Below are 22409 nucleotides of genomic sequence, written 5' to 3'. Positions count from 1 at the left end.
GACGCTACCTCAGTGGATGGGTAGCAGCTCAAGCGGCTTGAGCTTCGCTTTCACCTTGCTCAGGGACTGCCACAACGACATAACAGCGCTGTGAACCGAGCCCTGGCAGACGTACAGTGCGGGCAGCCTTGCCATCCTTTCCGGGCTCTAACACGCCTCGCTGCAAAAGTTCCTTGTTCACAGCGTTCAGGTTCATTCCCCTGAACACTTCGGAGCGCCATGCCTCGGGCAGCACGTAGTAAGTAGTCGTCGTGTGCAACGTGTCGCCCATGCCGTGCTCCAGCGACTTGCGAAAGCCCAGCCGGTCAATGGTCCGGGGGCCGTGTTCGTCGATTTTGGCGGCGGTCGATTCCCAGCGAGTAAAACGACTTTCTCCGAAGCGCTCGATCACCTGGCGCAGACGGGAAATGATGGCGTCACTCTCCATATTTCCAGCACCGCCCCGTTCATTCAGCCAAGCGTTCAGGCAAACCTTGGCCGCAGTGTTGGCCGCGCCTTCGGGCCAGCCTGTGACGCCCAGGGCAGTTGCTAGTTCTCCAGCGGCAGCGGCCAACCCAAAACGAGTGGCGGCGCGCTGCGCCTGACCACTGGCCGAAGCGGGTAGCGCGGATGAGACAAAACGCTCGATGGTGTGGCGCAAGATTGTTGACCAACCAAGCATTTTTCCAGGTTCACACAGGGCCGACAGGAAGGCGGTTAGCGGTGTGCCGTAATACTTGGCAACTCGGGCCTTGAGCGCGTCCGAGAGTGCGGCGGCATCCTCAAAGCCACTTAGGGTGTCGAACATGCCCAGCCCTTTGCTGGCGTCGGCGGGCACGGCGAGCATGCGCACTTCCATACCGGCTTTGAGGTCTTTGTTGGCCTCGGCCATGTGCTGCGCCAAAGTCTTTTCGCCGGTCGAAAGGAACAGCAAACGCCATTCTTGAACCTGTCGGCCTGCCTGGCCTCGGTCGTTGGCGCGGGCTTTGCCGGTGCCGTTGCCCAGCATGTAAACCGTTTCGCCAATGATGCGCGGGTCACACATGCCGATTTCATCGAGTACCAAGAGCCCGTCCGAGTGCGATGCTGCGATGGACTCCAGCGCATTGTCGGTCGAGCGCCAGGATCGCACCAAGCGCTGGCCCCCGTACACCGAGGCGGCAACCTGCAAGTGTGTGGTTTTCCCGCCTGAGCTGTCGCCGTACAAGTGAAAACCACCCGATTCATGCCCTAGCATGTGCAGCAATGGCCCTGCAAAGGCCGTGCAGACAACGAATGTCAGGCGGTGATTGCCGACACACAAATCGCCGATTTGCTGTTGCCATTGCTCCAATGTCCCGGCCTCGCTGATGGGTGGAAGCTGAGCACCTGCATCATAGAAATACAGGTGTTCGGGGCTGACGCCGATCTGTTGGTCAGGGAGCAAGTAGGCGGGACCATGCCAGCCAAGGCGAGTGACAATCCGGGCACGTTCGGCGCTATCAAAACCCTGTAGGTAGCTCTGTAAGTCGTTGCGCGTGTTGCGGCCAGAGCGACTACCCGCCAACCGTAGGCCCATGTCCACCAGCGGCCCCAATACTTCCTTGCCGAAGTCACCGGCCATGCTTCGGGCGGGAATGTTCCAGCGTTTTTTATCGCCGTCGGGATCGTCCAGTTCAACCAGTAAGCCCCAGTTGTTGCCCTTGTCGTCGCGGGTGCGTGCGAGGATCTCCAGACGAGAGCACACCGGGCGCGCTTCACCATCATCACCCGCGTAAAAAACGCCCTCGGGGGTGAGGCGAAAGCCACCCGGCAAGGTTGCTGTTTTGGGTTTGCGGGTGGTCTTGCGGCTGCTGATGGGTTCGGCGTTGACTGGCTTGGTGTCGGGCACTGTAGATGCCGGGGCGAACAGATCCCCGGTGCTCTCCAATTCGGCCAGATGTGCGGCGGTCCAGCCTTTTGCCAGTGCGTCGGCGGCGTCATCACCCTCGGCCCATTCGCCACCCTCGGCAAAAGTGGGCGCTTGCCCATCAAGGCCCGGACGTTTGCTGAATACAGTCAACGCCAGGACACGAACAGAGGCCGCGCCTAGATCGCGCAGATGATCGGCCAGTGCGACCATGCAACTAGCGCCGGGCGCATCGTTGTCAGGCCATAGCAGCACATCACGTCCAATCAGTGGGGCAAAGTCTGCCTTGCGCCACGAGTTCGTGCCGTTGAGCCAGCAGGTTGCAACATGCCCCGGAAGCAACTGCGCGGCAGCGTCGGCGGACTTCTCGCCCTCGCTAACCACGACAGGCGCAGTAGGCCGCTGTGCCAGTTGATCGAGGTGCAACAGCGGGCGCGGCTCTGGCAGATTCTGCCACCGCCATTGGTGCGTGCCTGACTCGTCTTTGCACCAGGTCAGTGGCGCGAACGCTTTGCGCGGGACGCCATTCTCGTCAGGCCCCAGATCAAAGCGATAGAGCGCCATCAGGGGCAGGGACTCGGTGTTTTTATAGATCCACACCTTTGAAGGTGTCCCGTGCTGGCGATGTTTGGCCGGAACTTTACGCATCGCGTCGTCAGGGATCGGCAGCACCGGCACCCACTCGGGCGCTTTGGTTTTGCTGGAGGTGGCCGGTTCATGGCTACTACTCGCGGTCACACTGAGGAACTCCGCGAGTTTGTTGCAAGCCTGTATTTCGGTGCAGCCGTCCAGATAGCGCACCAGGTCGATTAGGTCGCCGCCTTTGTCGCCGGTAGCGAAGTCAGCCCAGGTGCCTTTAGCCAAGTTGACCTTGAGTGAGCCGGCGCGTTTGTCCGCTCGCGTCGGGTTGGGGGCGGTGTATTCCTTGCCGCCGTCTACCCGTTTGCCACTGGGCAACCAGTGGGAAAGTACCCGGTCAATCGACTGAAGGGCGGCGCGTTTCACTTCGGAAAAGCTAGGTCGTTTTTGGATTCGATTCTGATTCTGGCTCATGCGTGGTCCCTCGCGCGAAATAGACCGGCAGCCACATCATCAATGATCGCTTTTACCATTTCCCCCATGTAGTGGGCGCACCAGGTCGCATGACCAGTGTTGTCATCGGTGGCGGCACTCAAGGTCAACTGATTGATGCAGCTCATGAGGCATGAAGCGTGCTCCAGTGCATCCTCAACGCAGACACCAGGGGTAACGCTAAATAGCGGAGTGCCCCCTGAATCCATCGGTGCGAAGCCAGAAACACCCGCAGTTTTTGCAGGGTTTTTGTCCGGGCTCATTGCACACCCCCGATGGTTTCCAGGGCACGGGCTTTGCTCATGTGTTGGTTGTAGCGGGTGAGGCGAGTGGAAAGGCTGGAGTTTGCGTGAAGGGCGGCGAGAGCCATTGCGCGGTGGGCGGCGGCGCGAATTTTGGACGGATTGAGGGCGTGCATGGGCGAAACTCCTATTGTTGAGGAGCTGCCACGGTTCGCCGTCAAACGAATCAGGGTGGCAGCTGTGCGCAGGTTGACGGACCGGGACAATAGGAACCCGGCAGACCCGAAGGTCTCCCACGCACAGCCACCATAAAACGGGAATGCGGGCACAAAAAAAGCGCCTGCAATCGTAATGGGGGGCGCCTGTGCGCCTATTGTTGATCGGGCCGTCAAACCCGGTCGCTGAATTTGCAGCGACGGCCAAAGCATAGCGTCTCGATTTGAGAAGAGCAACAAGCGTCACTTGCGCGATTGCGCAATGCGTCATAAATTGATCGGGCATACGAATCTACCTCTAACGCCTCCGGTTGCAGCCGGGGGCGTTTTCGTTAGTGCTGAGCAGTGGCGGGGCGGTTCAGAGACAACCAGCTCAGGTGCTGACCATTGCGGGACTCTGAGCGCATGTGCTCCAGGGCGACGGGGTTGGCCAGCAGGTTGGGGATGAGCTGTTGTGCATCCTCGATCACCACACCTGGCGGCACTTCGACGGCCAGCAGCACCCATTCCAGCGTCGGCCAGGCCAAGAGCAGAACATGGGCGCCCTCGGCAATGGCACGATCACGTAAGGCGCGCAGGCGATCACGGCCCAGGGCAACTGTAGGCAGGGCGCCTTCAAGTACTCCGATGGCGTCGAGGGTGGTGTGCGGCAGGAAGATAGGTGTCATGCCGCCACCTTGTTGCGAGCGGTGATGCGGGCGTGAGTCCAATCCAAAACTTCAGACAAAACCCAGGCGACGGGAGCACCACGGGCGGTGCTGTCAGTGAGTTTCACGGCTTGTGGAAAGCCGCTTTCGGACTGGCCCATCAGCTTGTAGACAGTGGCGCGAGCGATGCCCGTTATGGAGGTCACATCGTTTATGCGGATGAGTGTTTTAGCAGGATCAAAGCGACCAAGGTCAATCTCGCTGGCTTTGATCGCTGGTGAAGTTGTCATAGCTGTTTCCCTGTATTGGTATGGACAGGGCGGCACGGTATGACTAAAAAATTTAGACGGGCAGGTTCACTTTACTTTTTTCGCTGGTGAACTGGATAGATTTAAAGCGAGAGTCCGGCGCGTTTTAGAATCTCGCCCATCTGGACCTTCGATAATGATTTTCCTGTTTCTCGGTGCTGCCAGGCGCGCAGCTTGCTGTTCAGGTTGCGGAAGGGCGTACCAGCGAAATAGAGGTCTAGCGCTTTCTTGGTGATGGCTAGGTCGCGATTGGCGAGTTCCTTGCGCCTGGTAATGCCACTCAATATTCCGTCTATTTTGTTGTCTACCTGTTTCGACGCCGCACTAGCCAAGTCCCCGATCTTGCAGCATGCCTCGTTTTCATCGGGATCTAACCAGGCACTGGCGCCAGGAACGCATTCATCGATGCATTCAAGGTGCATCTGGTAATACTCAAGGGCTGGTATTTCTTGACCGTCCGCGCCCTGTAAGTGATCGGCTAAGCCGCATAAAGCCCGTATCGCATTTGCCAGGGCAAAGGCGGCAATGGCCTGCACATCCGTCGCCGTCTCTACGCCGGTGTCACTGCGAAACCGGGCAGCCAGATGTTCAGCCCCATAGTAGGAAACTACCTGATAGATCGCGTCATTGTGTTGCAGTGCAGCATTGCTTAGCTGGGCGCCGATTTCTTCAGGTAGCCAATGGCGGCAGTGCTCCATGATATTCAATGCTGCATCAATCTCAAAAGCGTAACCGTCGAAGATCGAAAGACCTTTTAAGTACTCTCGAATGGAGCTGCTTTTGGTATGTGTCGGGTGTATCGCAAGCCCCCCGATGTTCAGCGCATCCTCTTGCATCATGCCACCCCTAGCCCCAAGGCATTGGCTTGGAACCCGCGCCGTATAAGGCGTTGAGCTATGCACGATAGAGCGGCCAGCAGGAAGTGCGGGGCGGTTTGGCTGTTACACCGATTGGCCTTGTTACACGCGGTGTACGCGAAGCTCGCACATGGTGTAGCGCAGAAAATATTCAATACTTTCAATGGTTTGATGGATTCCGTTACACGGGTTACACCTGTCACACCGGTTTTTGATGGGGTACGGAAACACACCATCAAACAGCCTTGCCAAATTGGCCCTGAACAACGTTCCCTTTTTCCAGCCCATCCAAGTAATCGGCATACCACTGCATCATCGTTGTACGTTGCGTCAGGTACTGAGCCTTGTTGTAGATCCCGCGCACACCGGGGGCCTTGTGGCTGAGCTGGGCTTCGACGTGGTCGGCATCAAATTCGTGTTCGTTCAAGATGGTGCTGGCGATATGGCGGAAGCCGTGGCCGGTCTGTCGGCCCTCATAGCCCAGACGACGCAGGGCCATTAGAAACACCGTATCGCTACGGGGTTTGGTGCGATCGCTTCTTCCAGGGAACAGCAGCGGGTAGGCGCCGGTCAGAGCGCGCAGCTCTTCCAGTATTTCAACGGCCTGACGGCAGAGTGGCACCAGGTGTTCAAGCCCTTTCTTGCGGCCCTTGCGTTCTACCGGGATCGTCCACAGCTTCTTATCGAGATCGAATTCTTCCCAGCGGGCTTCGCGCAGCTCACTAGGACGCACGGCTATGAGGGTCAGCAGGCGCAAGCCAAGTTGTACATCTTTGGCGTGGGGGTAGGAGCGGATAGCCCGGAGCAGGGCAGGTAACTCCTCAAGGCTGACATGGGCATAGTTCTCGGCCTTCCCGGTGGAAAGGAACTTATGCACGCCATCGAGCGGGTTGTTTACTGCGCGCCCCGTTACACGCGCCAGGTCATACACATCCTTACAGTAGGCTCGGACCCGGCTCATTTGCTCAAGGATGCCCTGTTGTTCCATTCCGCGTAGTAGGCCCATCCACTCCATCGAGAGTATGCCGGTGTACAGGCGCTTGCCGAAGATGGGGAACACATGGCGCTCCAGAGCGCCCATGACTCGCTTAGCGGTGCCTGCATCCCATGCCTTGAGTCGAGACGCGTGCCATTCAAGGGCCAATGCTTCGAAGGTGCTGTTGTTCGCTTCAAGTTCGGCAGCCTGACGGGCCTGTTTCGTTGCCATCGGGTTTTTGCCCTCGGCGGCATCGTTACGCAGTTCGGTTGCCTTCTGTCGTGCCAATGCACCGCCTACCTCTGGATAACCCCCGAGCCCCAGCCAACTCCATGTGCCCGCCGTGGTTTTGTAGCGCAATTGCCAAGACTTTTGGCCGTCAGGCTTGACGCGGAAGTACAGGCCGTTTCCATCCTGTTCCCGGTACTCCTTGGTGTCGGGCTCCAGCCCCGCCAGGGTGGTGTCAGACAAGGGGCGGCGCTTGATCTCTGAGCGCTTCATTGGCTTGTATCCCTTCGGTTCGATTTTTCGTCAAGGATACACAAGGGGATACACGGTGGGAAGGTATAGGGGTGAACAGAGGTAGATAGCCAGATACAAGAAAGCCCGCACTAGGCGGGCTTCTTGAGGTGATTCATAGACTGCTGTAGACATCTATGGATCGGTACTTGGTGGCTACACAGGGACTTGAACCCCGGACCCCAGCATTATGAATGCTATGCTCTAACCAACTGAGCTATGTAGCCAAGTGGCGCGCATTATTCGCCTGAAACGGATTTGTGTCAACACTCTTTTTCAAAAAAATTAACGCGCGATCAACCGCTTAGCCGTAAACGGGCTCAGAAGTCGTATTTGAACGTGGTCATCAGGTTACGTGGCGCCCCGTAGTTGCCGTACGACGAGGCCATGGAGTAGTACTCGCGGTCGAAGACGTTGTTGAGGTTGACCGTGGCACTGAGGTTTTCGCTGATGTTGTAGCGCGCCATCAGGTTGACCAAGGCGTAGCTGCCCTGGTCGAAGCTGTGCAGGTCGGTGCCAACCTTGCTTTGCCAGTTGACGCCGCCACCCACGGTGACTTTGTCGAGCACCCCGGGCAGGCGGTAGCTGGTGAAGGTCTTGAGGCTGTGACGCGGATACACGGTGGCGATGCGCTCATCCTGATTGTCAGTGGTCAGGGTGTAGGTGTACCCGGCAGACGCCTGCCAGCCCTCGGCCAGCTCGCCGTTGAGCTCCATCTCCAGGCCTTTGGAGGTGGTGTCCTGCTTGGCCTCGTAGACGTTGTCGTGCACCCAGATCGCCAGGTTGTCCTGTTCGAGTTTGAACAGCGCCAGGCTTGAGTTCAACTTGCCGTCGAAATGACTGCCCTGACCCCCAGCTCGTAACCGATGCCTTGCATCGGGTCGAGCGGTTTGTTGCTTTCGTCAGTGACCCAGGAGGCTTGCGGGTTGAAGATCTTGGTGTAGCTGGCATAGAGCGCCCAGGTTTCATCAAGGTCGTAGACCACCCCGGCATAAGGGATGAACACACCGGTCTCTTTACGGTTGACCTCGGTCTTTTCACCGCCGTACGGGCGATCCTCGGTGTCACGCTTCCAGTCGATTACCCGGCTGCCGAGAATCAGGTTGAGATCGTCGGTCAGGTGCAGGCGCGAGGTGAGGTAAGCGGCGTACTGGGTTTCTTCCATCGACGATTTGCCGCTGATGGTCCAGTCCGGTTTGGGCTGCTTGCCGTCCCAGTCGAAGATGTTATCAACCGCAGCCCCAGGGGTTGCATTGTAGTCGTAGCGCCAGCCACCCCAGCTCGGTACGTTTTCGTTGTACTTGGACAGGGTCACGCCGCCAATCAGTTCATGCTCGCGACCGAACAGGTTGAATGGGCCGGTCAGGTACAGGTCAAGGTTATCCTGGCGTGGTGTACCGGAAAAACGCACCGGCAGTTGGCTCAGGCCGCTGCCGTCGGGCTGCAGGTTACCCATGAGAAAGCCGAACACTTCATCGAACTTGTTCTCGGAGTGGCTGTACTCGATCTTGCCGCTCCAGCCATTGCCCAGTTGCTGCTCCACCGAGGCGAAATAGCTGGTCTGTTCGTGGTCGTTGTACGACCAGTCCGGGGCCATGTTGATCGAGCGATTGAGGTTGCTGCGTTCGCCTGTGCTGAAGCGGGTCGGCAGGCCGGTGCGCAGCGGCGAGTCGACATCGGTGCGCTGGTAGCTGAAGCCCATGGTCAGTAGGGTGTCTTCGCTCAGATCGAGCTCGGTGATGCCATACAGCAGTTGGCTCTCCAGCTTATAGCGGTCGACCCAGGCGCCTTCGGTCTTGTAGTCGGCCACCAGGCGGCCACGCACGTTGCCGCTTTCGGTCAGCGGCCCGGCGACGTCGAAGCCTGTGCCATAGCGATCCCAGGTGCCCGCTGAGCCGGTGACGCTGGCCTGGCCTTCGGCGGTCGGGCGCTTGCGGATCAGGTTGATGGTCGCCGACGGGTTACCCATGCCGCTGATCAGGCCGCTGGCGCCGCGGACGATCTCGATACGGTCGTACATCGCCATGCTCTGGGTGTAGTTGTCCATCCGCGTGACGGTCGGCACGCCGTCGATCTCGTAGTTCTGGATGACGAAGCCGCGCGAGTAGTAGCTGTCGGTCTCGGCACCCAGGCCGTCGCGCACAACAATTACTCCCGGGGTCGCTTCGAGGGCGTCGCTCAGGTTGGTCAAGCGTTGATCATCCAGGCGCTGACGGGTCATGACGGTCAGCGACTGCGGGGTTTCCTGCGGGGTGAGGTTGAGCCGCGTCGAGCTACTGGATGAGTAGGTGGTGTACAGCCCGGTGCCTTCGGTGGTGGAGCCCGGGGCCTTGCCGGAAATGCTCACTGCGTCCAGTTGCAGGGCGCTGCCCAGCTCCATTGGCAGCTCGATGACAAAGCTGCTGGGGTTAGGTTGGCTCAGGCGCGCGTTGCTGCCGGCAGTCAGTGCTTGCAGTGCCTGGGTCGGGCTCATTTGGCCCTTCACCCCTGGCGATGCCCGCCCGTTCAACTGATGGGTGTCGTAGATCACCTGCAGCCCGGTCTGGGCGCTGAACTGGTCCAGAGCATCGGCCAAGGGTTGCGCCGGGATGTTGAAGTTCTGCACCTGTGCCTGGGCTGACTCGGCGGCCTGTACCGGCAGGCTCAGGGTTACGCTAAACAAGCTGGCGGCAAGAATGGCTCGGGCCAGCGGCAGACGGCTGAATCGGAAGTCGCGTGGGTACTGCATGTGTCCTCCCCCAGAGAATACAAACGATAATGCTTCTTATGTGGAGGTGTGACGCAGCAGAAACGGCAATTACCGAATGCCCGGAAAATAAATTTTCACAGGCTTAGCGGACGATAATCCATTGCCCGGCCAGGTTGCTCACATTCAGGTTCTGAGTGCGCGCCAGGGCATCAATGGCACTGCCGGCCTGGTCGAGGTTGAAGCTGCCGCTGACCCGGCGCCGGCCGACCTGTTCGTCGATGTACAGCAGGCGGCTGCCCTGGTACTCGGCAAGTTGCTCCAGCACCTGGCGCAACGGCACTTCGCGCACCCGCAGTTGCCCTTCGCGCCAGGCCAGCAAGCGATCGGCATCGACCTTCTCGACCTGGTCCAGGCGACTGCCGCTCAAGGTCACACGTTCACCTGGGGCGAGCATGCGTTTGTCACCGGCGCTGCTGACCTCGACCTTGCCCTTGAGCAGTACGACTTCATCGTGGTCGCGACCGCGGCTGACCGAGAAGCGCGTCCCCAATACCTGCACCTGGGCGTCATCGATGTCGACCACAAAAGGCCGGCCGTCGTGGGTCACTTCAATGAACATCTGTCCTTGCACCAGGCGCAGCTTGCGCACCGGCCCGCGTAGGTCGATATCCACCGCACTGGCACTGTCCAGGGTCAGCCGCGAGCCATCGGCCAGCTGGATCTGCCGGCGTTCGCCGACGGCGGTGGCAACGTCGCTGTTCAGGCGCTGTAGCAACGGCAGTTGCAGCATTACCAGGCCACTAATCAGCAAGATGCTCGCCGCCACTGCCCAACCGCCCCAGGAGCGCGGCGCGGCGCGGCGTTCGATTTTGTGCAGGCGACGCGCTGGCAGTTCCAGCTGTTGCCAGAACAGCTCGACCTCGGCATAGGTCTGGGCATTTTCGGGGGCCAGGCGCCACTGTTCGAAGGCTTGGCGCTCTTCGGCGCTGAGGTCGCTGGCACGCAGCCGGGTAAACCAGTCCAGGGCTTGTTGTTCCCGGTCGCCAGGTTCGCTTGGATGAGGTGTATTGGGCGATGGGTTCATGGCAAGTCAGTCTTGTTTCGGTTATGCAGGGCAGCCGCGGCGCAATGGCTCAGGGCTTTGTTCAGATGACGTTCGACCGCACGCGGGTCCAGCCCAAGGCGTGCGCCGATGTCCTTGTAGCTAAGCTGCTCGACCCGGGCGAGCAAGAACACCTCGCGGGTCGGCGAAGGCAGGCCGTCGATCAGGCGTTCAAGATGGTCAAGGGTATTTCCGGCCACGGCACTGCGCTCGGGTGAGGTTTCGTTGAGCAGTTGCTCCAATGCCTGCTGGTCATTGATCCCGCGTACCTGGCTGCGCCGAGCATGGTCGATGCTCAGGTTGTTGGCGATGCGGTACAAAAACGCTCGCAAGTTGCCAACCTCGCCACGTTCGCTGTGCATCAGCCGCACAAAGGCATCCTGCAGCAGGTCGCGGGCGGTCTCCCGACAACGTACGCGGCGCGTCAGGAACGCCAGCAGTTCACTGCGGTGATGCTGATAGAGCAGCGACAGGCTGCGATTGTCCTGATCGTCGGACATGGCGGATGCGGGTCTCGAATAGGCAGGCAGTGGAGTCATTGAAACGCAGGCGATGCTAGCGTTATTGAGAATTATTAACAAGTACGTCAAAAGTACGTTGGTCGAAAAGAATAGTGCGCTTGCTAACGATTTCTGGATAATTGGATCCCGCCTACCGGATGGAAGCTTTTGTCATGGCTGTGAGCACTGCCTCGTCAACGTCATCTGCCAGCACCGCGACTGCCCAGAGCAGCCCGCTGGTGATGCGCATCATCGCTGCCTGCGCCCTGGCGCACCTGATCAACGACCTGATCCAGGCGGTGCTGCCGTCGATCTATCCGCTGCTCAAGGCCAACTATGGCCTGACCTTCACCCAGGTCGGGCTGATTACCCTGACCTTCCAGGTCACTGCCTCGCTGCTGCAGCCCTGGGTGGGCTTCTACACCGACCGCAAACCGATGCCGAACCTGCTGCCGCTGGGCACGCTGTGCACCCTGGTGGGTATCGTCATGCTCGCTTATGTCGGTAGCTTCCCGATGATTTTGCTGGCGGCGGCGCTGGTGGGCATCGGCTCGTCGACTTTCCACCCGGAAACCTCGCGTATCGCCCGGCTGGCCTCGGGCGGGCGTTTTGGCCTGGCACAGTCGACCTTCCAGGTCGGTGGCAATGCCGGCTCGGCCTTCGGACCGTTGCTGGCGGCGGCGATCATCATTCCCTTCGGCCAGGGCAACGTGGTGTGGTTCGGCCTGTTCGCGGTCTGCGCCGTACTGGTCACCTATGGCTTGAGCCGTTGGTACAAGGAGCACCTGAGCCTGTTCAAGGCCAAGCAGGGCCAGCGTGCCACCCACGGCCTTTCCCGCCAGCGGGTGATCGGTGCCCTGGTGGTGCTGGGCCTGCTGGTGTTCTCCAAGTATTTCTACATGGCCAGCTTCACCAGCTATTTCACCTTCTACCTGATCGAGAAATTCGACCTGTCGGTGGCTAGCTCGCAGTTGCACCTGTTTCTGTTTCTCGGCGCGGTGGCCGCCGGGACCTTCTTTGGCGGGCCGATCGGTGACCGTATCGGGCGCAAGGCGGTGATCTGGTTCTCGATACTGGGTGTCGCGCCGTTCACCCTGTTGCTGCCCTATGTCGACCTGTTCTGGACCAGCGTGCTCAGTGTGATCATCGGCTTTATCCTCGCCTCGGCGTTCTCGGCCATTGTCGTCTACGCCCAGGAACTGGTGCCGGGCAATGTCGGCATGATCGCCGGGATCTTCTTTGGCCTGATGTTTGGCTTTGGCGGTATTGGCGCAGCGGCGCTGGGCTACCTGGCTGACCTCAAGGGTATCGAGTACGTATACAGCCTGTGTTCGTACTTGCCGCTGTTTGGCCTGCTGGCGATCCTGCTGCCGTCTACCGGCAAGCGTTGAGACCGCTCAGCGATGCCGATGGGCGCAGCTCATCGGCTGGTCGACCAGTTCGCCGATTAGCGCGGCCAGGCGTTCGGTTTGTGCGCGGTTGAGGCGGTCGCTGCGCAATACCTGCTCGCCGGCGCCGAAGCTGAAGTCCCAGTCCAGGTCCATCAGGTAGTGCGCGGTACCGTCAAGCGGGCTGCACCAGGTCGTGTGCGGCGCTTCAATGGCGTCGCCCATGAACTGCATCAAGGTTTCTTCGTCCATCAGGGCTTGCTGGCACTGCGCGGGCAGGGTGAAGTTCTCGCCCGCGCAGACAAACGGCTGGCCGGGCTCGAACTCGAACAGGCGCACGACCTGCGCAAGGTCCACCTCAACCCCAAGAAGGCGAAACAGCTCGGCACTCGGCCGGTACAGCGGGCTGCACCAGAGGCTGTCATCACAGTCACCCGTTTCATCCAGGGCATTGGCCGCAGCGGGCTCAAGCCAGCCAAGCACCAGCAGTTGTCGCTCCAGGGCTTTCCAGTCCGGCGCGGGCAGGTGGCGATAGCGCAGGAATATGAACTGATGATGCTCGGACATGCGCTGATCCTCTTCCATGATGGCGCGAGAGTAGCACGGCGAGATTGACGTCTGGCCCGGGCTTCCCCTAGAGTGCCGACCTTCCTTTTTACCTGTAGTCGACCCATGAAGTGCTTTTCCCGTCCATGCGCAATCCAGCCGGCCGTTTTACCAGCCGTTGTGTGCGACTGGCCGTGTGACACGGTGCTCAAGCGTCGGCGCAGCGTCTTGTTCGCCTTTACCTTCTCGCCTCACCGTCACGCCTCCTGACCTGGCGGCTGCATGCCCGGCGTTCTGCCGTGGCTGGCATGCCAGTAACCGAATCCCTTTACGGTCATGTATGCGCCTGCGCAGGTGCGATGTCGTGCTTGCGCCGGTGAGTCTGGAGTTGTGATGAATACGCGTTTGTTGCTGGGCTTGTTGTTTGCGGTGTCGGTAGTCGGTTTCAGCCTCGGGGCGAGCTTGCCGCTGGTCTCGCTGCGCTTGCTCGACGCCGGTGCCAGTACCTTGCAGATCGGCATCGTCTCGGCGATTCCGGCGGCGGGGATGATGCTCTCGGCGTTCATGGTCGATGCCTGTTGCCGGCACCTGACCCGGCGCACCATCTACCTGCTGAGCTTTGGTTTGTGCACCCTGAGCATCGGCTTGCTCGAATGGGGCTTCTCTTCGATCTATTGGCTCGGCGTGCTGCGCCTGTGCCTGGGCATCGGCATGGGCATCGCGATCATCCTCGGTGAGTCGTGGGTCAACGAGCTGAGCCCGGAGCACAACCGTGGCAAGATCATGGCCCTGTACGCCACGGCCTTCACCGGTTTCCAGATGCTCGGCCCGGCGATGCTGGCGCTGCTCGGGGCGCAGAGCACCTGGGTGACCACGGTGGTGACCGGCTGCTACGGCCTGGCGCTGCTGTGCATCGTGCTGACGGTACCCAATGACCATGTCGAGCATGGCGAGGAGGGCGGCAAGAGCTTTTCCCTGGCAGGCTTTTTCCGCGTCGCGCCGGCCTTGTGCATGGGCGTATTGTTCTTCTCGTTCTTCGATGCGGTGATTCTCTCACTGCTGCCGGTGTATGCCACCAATCATGCCTACGCGGTGGGCGTGGCTGCGTTGATGGTGACGGTGATCCTCACTGGCGACATGCTGTTCCAGTTGCCGATTGGCTGGCTGGCCGACCGCTACGAACGCACCACCGTGCACCTGGTATGCGGCGTGGTGGCGATGCTGATCGGTCTGGCGCTGCCGTGGCTGATTGGCCTGCAATGGTTGCTGTGGCCTGCTCTGGTAGTACTCGGCGCGGTCGCGGGTGGGGTCTATACCCTGGCGCTGGTGCTGATCGGCCAACAGTTCAAGGGCCAGGACCTGGTCACCGCCAATGCCAGTGTCGGTTTGCTCTGGGGCGTCGGCAGCCTGCTCGGGCCGCTGATCAGCGGCGCGGCCATGGAGGTGGCGCCCCATGGCCTGCCAATGGCACTGACGGCCATGGCTGCACTGTTCGTGGTGTTCGCCCGTAGTGCCCGGCGCCGAGCCTTCCGTGCGCAGGGTGTCGATCAAGGCGCGGCGTAGCTCAGTTGCCGCTTCAGAAGCGCTCGGGAACCATACGTGAAGTGTAGCGGGTGCTTTTGTAGCGCCCGATCTTGCCGCGCTTGGGTAGCTCGATCTTCTGTTTGTGGGTGATGTCCTGGTAAGGCACCTGTTTGAGCAGGTGGCTGATGATGTTCAGGCGCACCCGCCGCTTGTCTTCGGAAACGGCCACATACCAAGGCGCCCAGGAAGTGTCGGAGGCGGCGAACATGTCATCGCGCGCGCGGGTGTAGTCGTCCCAGCGGGTGAAGGACTTGAGGTCCATCGGCGTCAGTTTCCAGATCTTGCGCCCGTCTGTGATGCGTTCTTTCAGGCGCCGTTCCTGCTCCTGAGGGCTGACTTCCAGCCAGTACTTGACGAGCACGATGCCAGATTCGACCAACATCTTCTCGAACGATGGCGCCACCGAGAGGAACTTGCTGGCCTGCTCCTCGGTGCAGAAACCCATCACCCGTTCCACGCCAGCTCGGTTGTACCAACTGCGATCGAAGATCACCACTTCCCCTGCCGAGGGCATGTGTTGTACATAGCGCTGGGCGTACATCTGGCTTTTTTCCCGCTCGGTCGGTGCGGGCAGTGCCACCACGCGAAACACCCGCGGGCTGACGCGTTCAGTGATGGCCTTGATGGTGCCGCCCTTGCCGGCACCGTCGCGACCTTCGAAGACGATGCAGACTTTCAAACCCTTGGCCACCACCCACTGCTGCAGTTTGACCAGTTCGACGTGCAGGGCCTTGAGTGCTTGCTCGTACTCTTTGCGGGGGAGGCGTTCGCTGCTGCTTTGCTTTTCCTTCTTTTTAGCCATGGACCGATACCTGATCTGTGGGCGAGAGCCGTGTGAATGCGGCCTTGAGTATAGATCTGGGTATTGGCCAGCGTTTGGGCGCAGCGCAGGCAAAGAAAAACCCCTTGAAGCATAGCCTCAAGGGGTTTCGGGCTCATCCGGATCCGGCAGGACCCAGAAGGCGGATCAGACGTTGAAGCGGAAGTGCATCACGTCACCGTCCTTGACGATGTAGTCCTTGCCTTCCAGACGCCATTTGCCGGCTTCTTTCGCGCCGCTTTCACCCTTGTACTGAATGAAGTCGTCATAGGCGACGACTTCGGCGCGGATGAAGCCTTTTTCGAAGTCGGTGTGGATCACGCCAGCAGCCTGTGGTGCGGTGGCACCGACGCGAACGGTCCAGGCACGGACTTCCTGCACGCCGGCAGTGAAGTAGGTCTGCAGGTTGAGCAAGCCGTAGCCTGCGCGGATCACGCGGTTCAGGCCTGGCTCTTCCAGGCCCAGGGCCTCGAGGAACATGTCCTTCTCTTCGCCTTCGTCGAGTTCGGCGATTTCCGCTTCGATCTTGTTGCACACCGGCACCACGACCGCGCCTTCTTCTTCAGCGATGGCGCGCACGGTGTCCAGGTGCGGGTTGTTGTCGAAGCCGTCTTCGGCAACGTTGGCGATGTACATCACCGGCTTGCTGGTCAGCAGGTGGAAGCCACGAATCACAGCCTTCTCATCGTCGGCCATGCTCTTCATCAGGCTGCGCGCAGGCTTGCCTTCGGTGAAGTGCGGGATGAGTTTTTCGAGGATGGCTTTCTGCGCCAGAGCATCCTTGTCACCGCCCTTGGCGTTGCGCGCAACCTTCTGCAGTTGCTTCTCGCAGCTGTCGAGGTCGGCGAAGATCAGTTCCAGGTCGATGATTTCGATGTCGCGCTTGGGGTCGACGCTGTTGGAGACGTGAATTACGTTCTCGTCTTCGAAGCAGCGCACCACGTGGGCGATGGCGTCGGTCTCGCGGATGTTGGCGAGGAACTTGTTGCCCAGGCCTTCACCTTTCGAGGCGCCAGCAACCAGGCCGGCGATGTCGACGAATTCCATGGTGGTCGGCAGTACGCGGTTCGGCTTGACGATGGCCGCCAGGGCATCCAGGCGTGCATCGGGCATCGGTACGATGCCGCTGTTCGGCTCGATGGTGCAGAACGGGAAGTTCTCAGCAGCGATGCCGGATTTGGTCAAGGCGTTGAACAGAGTGGACTTGCCGACGTTGGGCAGGCCGACGATGCCGCAATTGAAACCCATGGTGAATCCCTCTTCAAAGAGTCAGGCCTTTTGGCTGTGCAGCTCTCTCATCGCACGCGTCCAGTCGCCGGCGAGGATGTCCGGCAGCACGCCGAGGGCAAAATCGATACTGGCGTCCAGCTTCTCCTGCTCGGCGCGGGGCGCCTTGCCGAGGACGAAACCGGAGACCCTGCTGCTGTCACCGGGGTGGCCGATGCCAAGCCGCAGACGGTGAAAGTCGTTCTGGTTACCGAGCTGGGCGATGATGTCGCGCAGCCCGTTGTGCCCACCGTGGCCGCCGCCCTTCTTGAGCTTGGCGACGCCCGGAGGCAGGTCGAGTTCGTCGTGGGCCACCAGGATGGCATCTGGCGGGATGCGGAAAAAATTCGCCAGTGCAGCAACGGCCTGGCCGCTGCGGTTCATGTAGGTGGTCGGAATCAGTAGACGAACGTCGTTGCCCTGATGGCTGAATTTAGCTGTCAGGCCGAAATACTTGCGGTCAGCGGTCAGGTTGACGCGCTGGGCGCTGGCAATGCGTTCTACGAAAAGAGCCCCTGCGTTATGCCGGGTCTGTTCGTATTCGGGGCCGGGGTTTCCCAGGCCGACGATCAGTTGGATGGCGGTCACGTCAGGGGCTCTTCCTTGGAGTTGTGAGGCCCCTGTGCTTGACGCATCAGGGGCCCGAGCAACACCTGCGGAGTAACGAATTACTCTGCGGCTGCTTCTGGTGCTACTTTTGGAGCGTGGACGTTGGCAACTGCCAGGTCGTTGCCGTGAGCCAGAGCGACGAACTCAACGCCTTTCGGAGCTTTGAGGTCCGACAGGTGGATGATCGCGCCGACTTCAGCGTTGGCCAGGTCAACTTCGATGAACTCAGGCAGATCTTTGGCTTCGCAGGAAACTTCGATATCAGCCACTACGTGGGAGATTTCGCCGCCTTTCTTGACCGGGGCTTCTTCGTTGATGAAGTGCACAGGTACTTTGGCGGTCAGTTTCTGGCCAGCAACAACGCGGACGAAGTCAGCGTGCATGATGAACTGCTTGGACGGGTGACGCTGCATCGCTTTGACAACGACGTTTTCTTTCTTGCCGTCGATGTTCAGTTCGATAACGTGGCTGTAGGCCGCTTCGTTTTCGAACAGTTTGGCGATTTCCTTGGCCACGATGGTCAGGGATTGAGCTTCTTTGTCACCACCGTAAACAACGGCAGGGATCTGGGCGGCGAGACGACGCAGGCGGCGGCTCGCACCTTTCCCCAGGTCGGTACGCGCTTGGGCGTTCAGGATGAAATCAGTCATTTTGTATCTCCAAAATAGCCATCTCCCGCAGGCGTTTGCGACCAGCGCCAAACGGGGTGGGCAAAAAAGCCCCGCCCCAACAACCAGTGTTGGGGCGGGGCGCTTTTCGTCAACGAGAGGTTCGCGAGGGAAAACCCTCAGCGGAACATCGCGCTGATCGATTCTTCATTGCTGATGCGGCGAACCGCCTCGGCAACAACCGGTGCAATATCCAGTTGACGGATACGGTCACAGGCTTGTGCTGCAGCGGACAGCGGGATGGTGTTGGTCACCACCAGTGCGTCCAGCACGGAGTTCTCGATATTCTCGATCGCCCGACCCGACAGGACAGGGTGCGTGCAGTAGGCGTAAACCTTGGCAGCGCCGTGTTCTTTCAGGGCCTTGGCCGCGTGGCACAGGGTGCCGGCGGTGTCGACCATGTCGTCGACGAGAATACAGGTACGTCCTTCGACGTCGCCGATGATATGCATCACTTCGGAGTGATTGGCCTTCTCGCGGCGTTTATCGATGATACCCAGATCAACGCCCAGGGACTTGGCAACAGCACGTGCACGCACGACGCCGCCGATGTCCGGGGACACAATCATGAGATTCTCGAAACGCTGGTCTTCGATGTCATCCACCAGAACGGGGGAGCCGTAGATGTTATCTACCGGAATATCGAAGAAACCCTGGATTTGGTCAGCGTGCAGGTCGACGGTGAGAACACGGTCGATACCTACGACGGTGAGCATGTCAGCGACGACTTTGGCGCTGATAGCTACACGCGCCGAACGCGGACGGCGATCCTGGCGGGCATATCCGAAGTAAGGAATCACGGCAGTGATTCGGGAAGCTGAGGAGCGGCGGAAGGCATCGGCCATCACTACCAGTTCCATCAGGTTATCGTTGGTTGGCGCGCAAGTCGGCTGAATGATGAAAACGTCCTTACCACGAACATTTTCATTAATCTCAGTGCTGATTTCGCCGTCGGAGAATTTGCCGACAGAAACATCACCGAGTGGGATATGCAGCTGACGTACGACACGCCGAGCCAGATCGGGGTTAGCGTTCCCCGTAAAGACCATCATCTTGGACACGCGCAGTACCTGAAGGCTGAGGGTATACCTGGATGAGTATAGGAAAATGGCAGGGGCGGCTGGATTCGAACCAACGCATGGCAGGATCAAAACCTGCTGCCTTACCGCTTGGCGACGCCCCTGTATCTGTTGCTGCGAGTACCTGGTACTCGATTCCTAGAGCAGACTCTGTAGCTTGCGGTGCAACATCGAAACGTTGCTTCCTTTGGCTACAAACCCTGTTTGGGTCTCTGCAAGAAGGGCCAAAACTTTATCAGCTTCAGCTTTGCTTGGGAAGGCCCCAAACACACAACTTCCAGTTCCGGTCAGTCGGGCTTCAGTGTATTTGTTTAACAGATACAATGAATTGCGTACCTCTGGGTAACGCTGCTCTACCACCGGTTGGCAGTCATTTCGACTGTTTCCCTTGGGAACGGGGCGCATCTTAAGGGGCAAGGAATCACGTGTCAACAGCGGATCGGAAAAAATTTCTGCTGTGCTAACAGATACTTGCGGGACCAGCACAACATACCAGGGTTCCTCGGGGTAATCCTTGGTGAGCTTCTCGCCCACGCCCTCGGCGAATGCCGCGTGGCCACGGACGAAAACCGGCACGTCCGCGCCCAGGGTCAGGCCTAGTTCGGCCAGCTGGTCTTCGCTCAAGCCCAGTTGCCATAAATGGTTGAGGCCCAGTAGGGTAGTGGCGGCGTCGGAGCTGCCGCCGCCAATGCCGCCGCCCATGGGCAGGATCTTTTTCAACCAGATATCCACGCCCTTGTCGCAGCCGGTCAGGGCTTTGAGCTTGCGCGCGGCCTTGACGATCAGGTTGCTGTCATGGGGAACGTTGTCGATATCGCTGTGCAGGCGAACTTCACCGTCTTCACGCAGGGCAAAGGACAGCTCGTCCGCATGGTCGAGAAACTGGAACAGGGTTTCCAGCTCATGGTAGCCATCAGCACGGCGGCCCAGAATGTGCAACATCAGGTTGAGCTTGGCCGGTGCTGGCAGGGTCAGGGTTGCAGTGTTCATAAATCAGTGGCCCAGTTGCCGAGGTTGCCAGTCCTTGACCACCAGGGTCACGTCGAGGTTTTGCCCGTGCAGCTTGATGCGCTCGGGCAACCAGTAGCCGTTCTGTTCGGCGTAGCTCAGGTACTGCACGTCCCAGCCATCTTGCTTGAGGCTGGCCAGGCGGCTGTCGCTGTCGAGAGTCAGCTGGCTCTTGCTGTCAGGGGCAGGCAGGCCGCGAATCCACCAGACCAGGTGCGATACCGGCAGTTCCCAGCCCAGTTGTTCTTCGAGCAGGGCTTCGGGGCTTTGTGCTTCGAAGCGCCCCTGGTTGGCGACTTCCAGGGTAACGCCGCCGGGGCGTCCGGTCAGGCGCGCGGCGCCGCGGCCCAGCGGGCCGGACAGGCGAATATCGTAGTAGTCCTGGCGTTGCAGCCAGAACAGGGTGCCGCTGCCGGAGTCTTTCGGTGCGCGGATCCCGACCTTGCCGTTGATCTGCCAGCCATCAAGGGTGCTCAGTTGTTGCTTGTGTTCGCGCCACAGCTGCGGGCTACCCTCGCCCCGCAGGGCCTCACGGGAGCCGAAGCCAGCACAGCCGGCAAGCAGGGCGATGAGGCAGAAGGTAATGCAGTGGCGCAAAAACATAGGCTTATAGGGTCTCGGATCCGGTCAGGCGCAGGACGGTCTTGCGCAGGATAGGGCTGTCGGGCTGGGCTTCGAAGCCCTTGGTCCAGACCTGGCGGGCTTCGCGGCGTTTGCCATTGGCCCAGAGCACTTCACCTAGGTGAGCGGCCACTTCGTGGTCGGGGAAGCGCTCCAGCGCTTGGCGCAGCAGGCGCTCGGCTTCGTCTAGGTTGCCCAGGCGGTAATTGACCCAGCCGAGGCTGTCGAGCACCGCCGGATCATCCGGGGTGATCTGGTGCGCCTTGTCGATCAGGGTCTTGGCTTCGGCATAGCGGCTGGTGCGGTCAGCCAGGGTGTAGCCCAGGGCGTTGAGGGCCATGGCGTTTTCCGGCTCGCGGCTGATGATGCTGCGCAGGTCCTTTTCCATCTGGGCCAGGTCGTTGCGTTTTTCCGCAAGCATCGCCCGGGTGTACAGCAGGTTGAGGTCGTCCGGATACTGTTTGATGGCCTGCTGCAGTACTTGCAGGGCCTGGGCGTCCTTGTCGTTGTTGCCCAGCGCTTCGGCTTCGATCAGGTACAGCTGGATGGCGTAGTCGGGCTGGGCCTCGCGGGCTGCGGCAAGGCGCCGTGACGCTTCAGCGCTACGGCCGTTGCCGATGAGGATATCGGCCTGGCGCAGTTGCGCCGGCAGGTAATCGTTGCCGGGGCCGACCAGGGCGTATTCGTTCAGGGCGCCTTGCGGGTCGTTGCGCTCCTCGAGGATGCGGCCTAGGTTCAGGTGCGCGGCATCGACATGGCTGTCGCGGGCGATCAGCTCTTCGAGGTAGCTGGCGCCTTCGTCCCAGTCCTTGGTTTCCAGGCTGACCAGGGCCAGCGAGTAACGCAGCTCGTCGTCATCCGGATACTGCTGGACCAGGCTGACGAACTCGGCCTTGGCATCGGCCAGCCGATCCTGTTCGACCAGCATGCGTGCGTAGGTCAGGCGCAGACGCTTGTCGTCCGGGTACTGGCGAATGGTTTTTTGCAACAGCGGCAGGGCTTCCTTGCCGCGGTCCAGGCCTTGCAGCAGGCGGGCGCGCAAAAGCACCGGGGCAATCTCGCCAGCTTCGGGCGGGTGTTGTTCGAGCAGGTCGAGGGCCGCCTGGGCCTTGCCGTCCTGTTGCAGCAACAGGGCTTTGCCGAACACCAACTGACTGTTGTCGGGATATTTCACCAGCAGGCGATCGAAACTGTTCTGCAGGCCGGCGCGGGTGTCGGCGTCGGTTTCCAGCGCCGACAGGGCGAGGAAATCGAAGTGGGTGTCGCCCTGGCCCTGGAGGACTTTCTCCATGAACACCATCGACTCGTCATAGCGACCGCTGCGGGCCAGCTGGATGGCGGCGGCGCGCTGGGCGTCAAGGTTGTCCGGATCGTTTTTGGCCCAGATCAGCGAGGTGTCGAGGGCGGCCTGGTCGGCGCCCAGGTATTCGGCAATGCGGTAGGCACGTTCGGAGATGCCTGGGTCCTGGGTCTTGATCGCCTGGCTGACATAGTTGTCCAGGGCAATGTCGAAACGGTCGCGCTGGCCGGCAAGCTCAGCACTGAGCAGGCTGTAGATGGTGTCCTGGCTGAACGACCCGTAGACGGTGGGCTTGGCCGGTTGCACCGGGACGGCATCTGCAGGCGCCTTGGCATCCGTCGAATTCGGAGCCAGGGTCTGGCAGCCCTGAAGCAAGGCAAGGGCAAGGAGCAACGCGTAGGATCTATTCATAATCGGGATTTGGGCGGCTTACCAGCGGTCGGCTCATCATGACACAAGCGCCAGGGCAAACCCATAAGCGAAGGTCTCGGTAGAGGTAGACTATAGAGACAATAGCGAGCGGTGGT

20 protein-coding genes, 2 tRNA genes and 1 pseudogene are annotated in these 22409 nt (G+C 60.2%); 2 read left to right on the top strand and 21 right to left on the bottom strand.

The window, feature by feature from the left end:
- Positions 1–28 precede the first annotated feature (28 nt).
- From M5G17_RS12225 to M5G17_RS12175, 11 genes and pseudogenes are all read right to left on the bottom strand, one after another.
- The gene (locus M5G17_RS12225; protein ID WP_273893169.1) at positions 29–2920 is read right to left on the bottom strand and encodes a DUF927 domain-containing protein; all 2892 of its coding nucleotides are present in this window, start codon (positions 2918–2920) and stop codon (positions 29–31) included.
- Positions 2917–3201: a DUF3077 domain-containing protein gene (locus tag M5G17_RS12220; protein WP_273893168.1), complete on the bottom strand. Its 285-nt coding sequence runs from the start codon at positions 3199–3201 to the stop codon at positions 2917–2919. The genes M5G17_RS12225 and M5G17_RS12220 overlap by 4 nt, the downstream gene beginning before the upstream one ends.
- Positions 3198–3356: a hypothetical protein gene (locus M5G17_RS12215; protein WP_273893167.1), complete on the bottom strand. Its 159-nt coding sequence runs from the start codon at positions 3354–3356 to the stop codon at positions 3198–3200. The genes M5G17_RS12220 and M5G17_RS12215 overlap by 4 nt, the downstream gene beginning before the upstream one ends.
- Positions 3357–3727: 371 nt before the next feature.
- Positions 3728–4063, bottom strand: coding sequence for a hypothetical protein (locus tag M5G17_RS12210; RefSeq protein WP_273893166.1), 336 nt, complete (start codon positions 4061–4063; stop codon positions 3728–3730).
- Positions 4060–4332, bottom strand: coding sequence for a helix-turn-helix transcriptional regulator (locus tag M5G17_RS12205; RefSeq protein ID WP_273893165.1), 273 nt, complete (start codon positions 4330–4332; stop codon positions 4060–4062). Before M5G17_RS12205 ends, M5G17_RS12210 begins: the two co-directional genes overlap by 4 nt.
- 101 nt (positions 4333–4433) lie before the next feature.
- Positions 4434–5189 carry a hypothetical protein gene (locus tag M5G17_RS12200; RefSeq protein ID WP_273893164.1) on the bottom strand — a complete coding sequence of 252 codons (756 nt, stop codon included), beginning with the start codon at positions 5187–5189 and terminating at the stop codon, positions 4434–4436.
- Between the two features lie 253 nt (positions 5190–5442).
- Positions 5443–6684 (bottom strand): tyrosine-type recombinase/integrase, encoded by a 1242-nt coding sequence (locus tag M5G17_RS12195; protein WP_273893163.1) that lies wholly within the window; start codon positions 6682–6684, stop codon positions 5443–5445.
- A gap of 168 nt (positions 6685–6852) precedes the next feature.
- Positions 6853–6929 (bottom strand) — tRNA-Met (locus tag M5G17_RS12190).
- 93 nt (positions 6930–7022) lie between these two features.
- Positions 7023–9430: pseudogene (locus tag M5G17_RS12185) on the bottom strand (TonB-dependent siderophore receptor).
- Positions 9431–9533: 103 nt separating this feature from the next.
- A complete protein-coding gene (locus tag M5G17_RS12180; RefSeq protein WP_273893161.1) occupies positions 9534–10475 on the bottom strand; it encodes a FecR family protein in 942 nt (313 codons plus the stop codon).
- Positions 10472–10993, bottom strand: coding sequence for an RNA polymerase sigma factor (locus M5G17_RS12175; RefSeq protein WP_273893159.1), 522 nt, complete (start codon positions 10991–10993; stop codon positions 10472–10474). The genes M5G17_RS12180 and M5G17_RS12175 overlap by 4 nt, the downstream gene beginning before the upstream one ends.
- 173 nt (positions 10994–11166) lie before the next feature.
- Between M5G17_RS12175 and M5G17_RS12170 the strand changes: the two genes are divergently transcribed.
- Positions 11167–12384 (top strand): MFS transporter, encoded by a 1218-nt coding sequence (locus tag M5G17_RS12170; RefSeq protein ID WP_130263078.1) that lies wholly within the window; start codon positions 11167–11169, stop codon positions 12382–12384.
- A 6-nt stretch (positions 12385–12390) separates the two neighbouring features.
- Here the strand turns inward: M5G17_RS12170 and M5G17_RS12165 are convergent, their stop codons facing one another.
- A complete protein-coding gene (locus tag M5G17_RS12165; RefSeq protein ID WP_273893158.1) occupies positions 12391–12948 on the bottom strand; it encodes a hypothetical protein in 558 nt (185 codons plus the stop codon).
- 372 nt (positions 12949–13320) lie between these two features.
- Here M5G17_RS12165 and M5G17_RS12160 point away from each other — a divergent pair, with 372 nt between their 5' ends.
- Positions 13321–14490 carry an MFS transporter gene (locus M5G17_RS12160; RefSeq protein WP_273893157.1) on the top strand — a complete coding sequence of 390 codons (1170 nt, stop codon included), beginning with the start codon at positions 13321–13323 and terminating at the stop codon, positions 14488–14490.
- Positions 14491–14503: 13 nt separating this feature from the next.
- On the opposite strand, the gene ppk2 is transcribed toward M5G17_RS12160, so the two are convergent.
- The 9 genes from ppk2 to M5G17_RS12115 form a co-directional block, all read right to left on the bottom strand.
- Entirely contained in the window at positions 14504–15313 is an 810-nt protein-coding gene (gene ppk2 / locus M5G17_RS12155) for a polyphosphate kinase 2 (protein WP_273893156.1), read from the bottom strand.
- 165 nt (positions 15314–15478) lie between these two features.
- Positions 15479–16579 (bottom strand): redox-regulated ATPase YchF, encoded by a 1101-nt coding sequence (ychF, locus tag M5G17_RS12150; protein WP_273893155.1) that lies wholly within the window; start codon positions 16577–16579, stop codon positions 15479–15481.
- A 21-nt stretch (positions 16580–16600) separates the two neighbouring features.
- Positions 16601–17185 (bottom strand): aminoacyl-tRNA hydrolase, encoded by a 585-nt coding sequence (pth, locus tag M5G17_RS12145; protein ID WP_038997179.1) that lies wholly within the window; start codon positions 17183–17185, stop codon positions 16601–16603.
- An 80-nt stretch (positions 17186–17265) separates the two neighbouring features.
- Entirely contained in the window at positions 17266–17856 is a 591-nt protein-coding gene (locus tag M5G17_RS12140; RefSeq protein WP_130263084.1) for a 50S ribosomal protein L25/general stress protein Ctc, read from the bottom strand.
- 137 nt (positions 17857–17993) lie between these two features.
- Positions 17994–18935: a ribose-phosphate pyrophosphokinase gene (locus tag M5G17_RS12135; RefSeq protein WP_010225730.1), complete on the bottom strand. Its 942-nt coding sequence runs from the start codon at positions 18933–18935 to the stop codon at positions 17994–17996.
- Between the two features lie 47 nt (positions 18936–18982).
- Positions 18983–19057 (bottom strand) — tRNA-Gln (locus tag M5G17_RS12130).
- Positions 19058–19091: 34 nt separating this feature from the next.
- Positions 19092–19943 carry a 4-(cytidine 5'-diphospho)-2-C-methyl-D-erythritol kinase gene (gene ispE / locus M5G17_RS12125; RefSeq protein ID WP_273893154.1) on the bottom strand — a complete coding sequence of 284 codons (852 nt, stop codon included), beginning with the start codon at positions 19941–19943 and terminating at the stop codon, positions 19092–19094.
- A 3-nt stretch (positions 19944–19946) separates the two neighbouring features.
- Positions 19947–20564: a lipoprotein insertase outer membrane protein LolB gene (gene lolB, locus M5G17_RS12120; protein ID WP_130263086.1), complete on the bottom strand. Its 618-nt coding sequence runs from the start codon at positions 20562–20564 to the stop codon at positions 19947–19949.
- Positions 20565–20568: 4 nt separating this feature from the next.
- Complete coding sequence (locus M5G17_RS12115; protein WP_273893153.1) at positions 20569–22293, bottom strand: tetratricopeptide repeat protein; 1725 nt, start codon at positions 22291–22293, stop codon at positions 20569–20571.
- Positions 22294–22409: the final 116 nt, after the last annotated feature.

Origin of the sequence: Pseudomonas rubra, from assembly GCF_028656935.1 — a bacterium.
Lineage (GTDB): Bacteria > Pseudomonadota > Gammaproteobacteria > Pseudomonadales > Pseudomonadaceae > Aquipseudomonas > Aquipseudomonas rubra.
The sequence above is the reverse complement of the archived record's forward strand: the minus strand, read 5'-3'. Positions and strand labels throughout refer to the sequence as shown.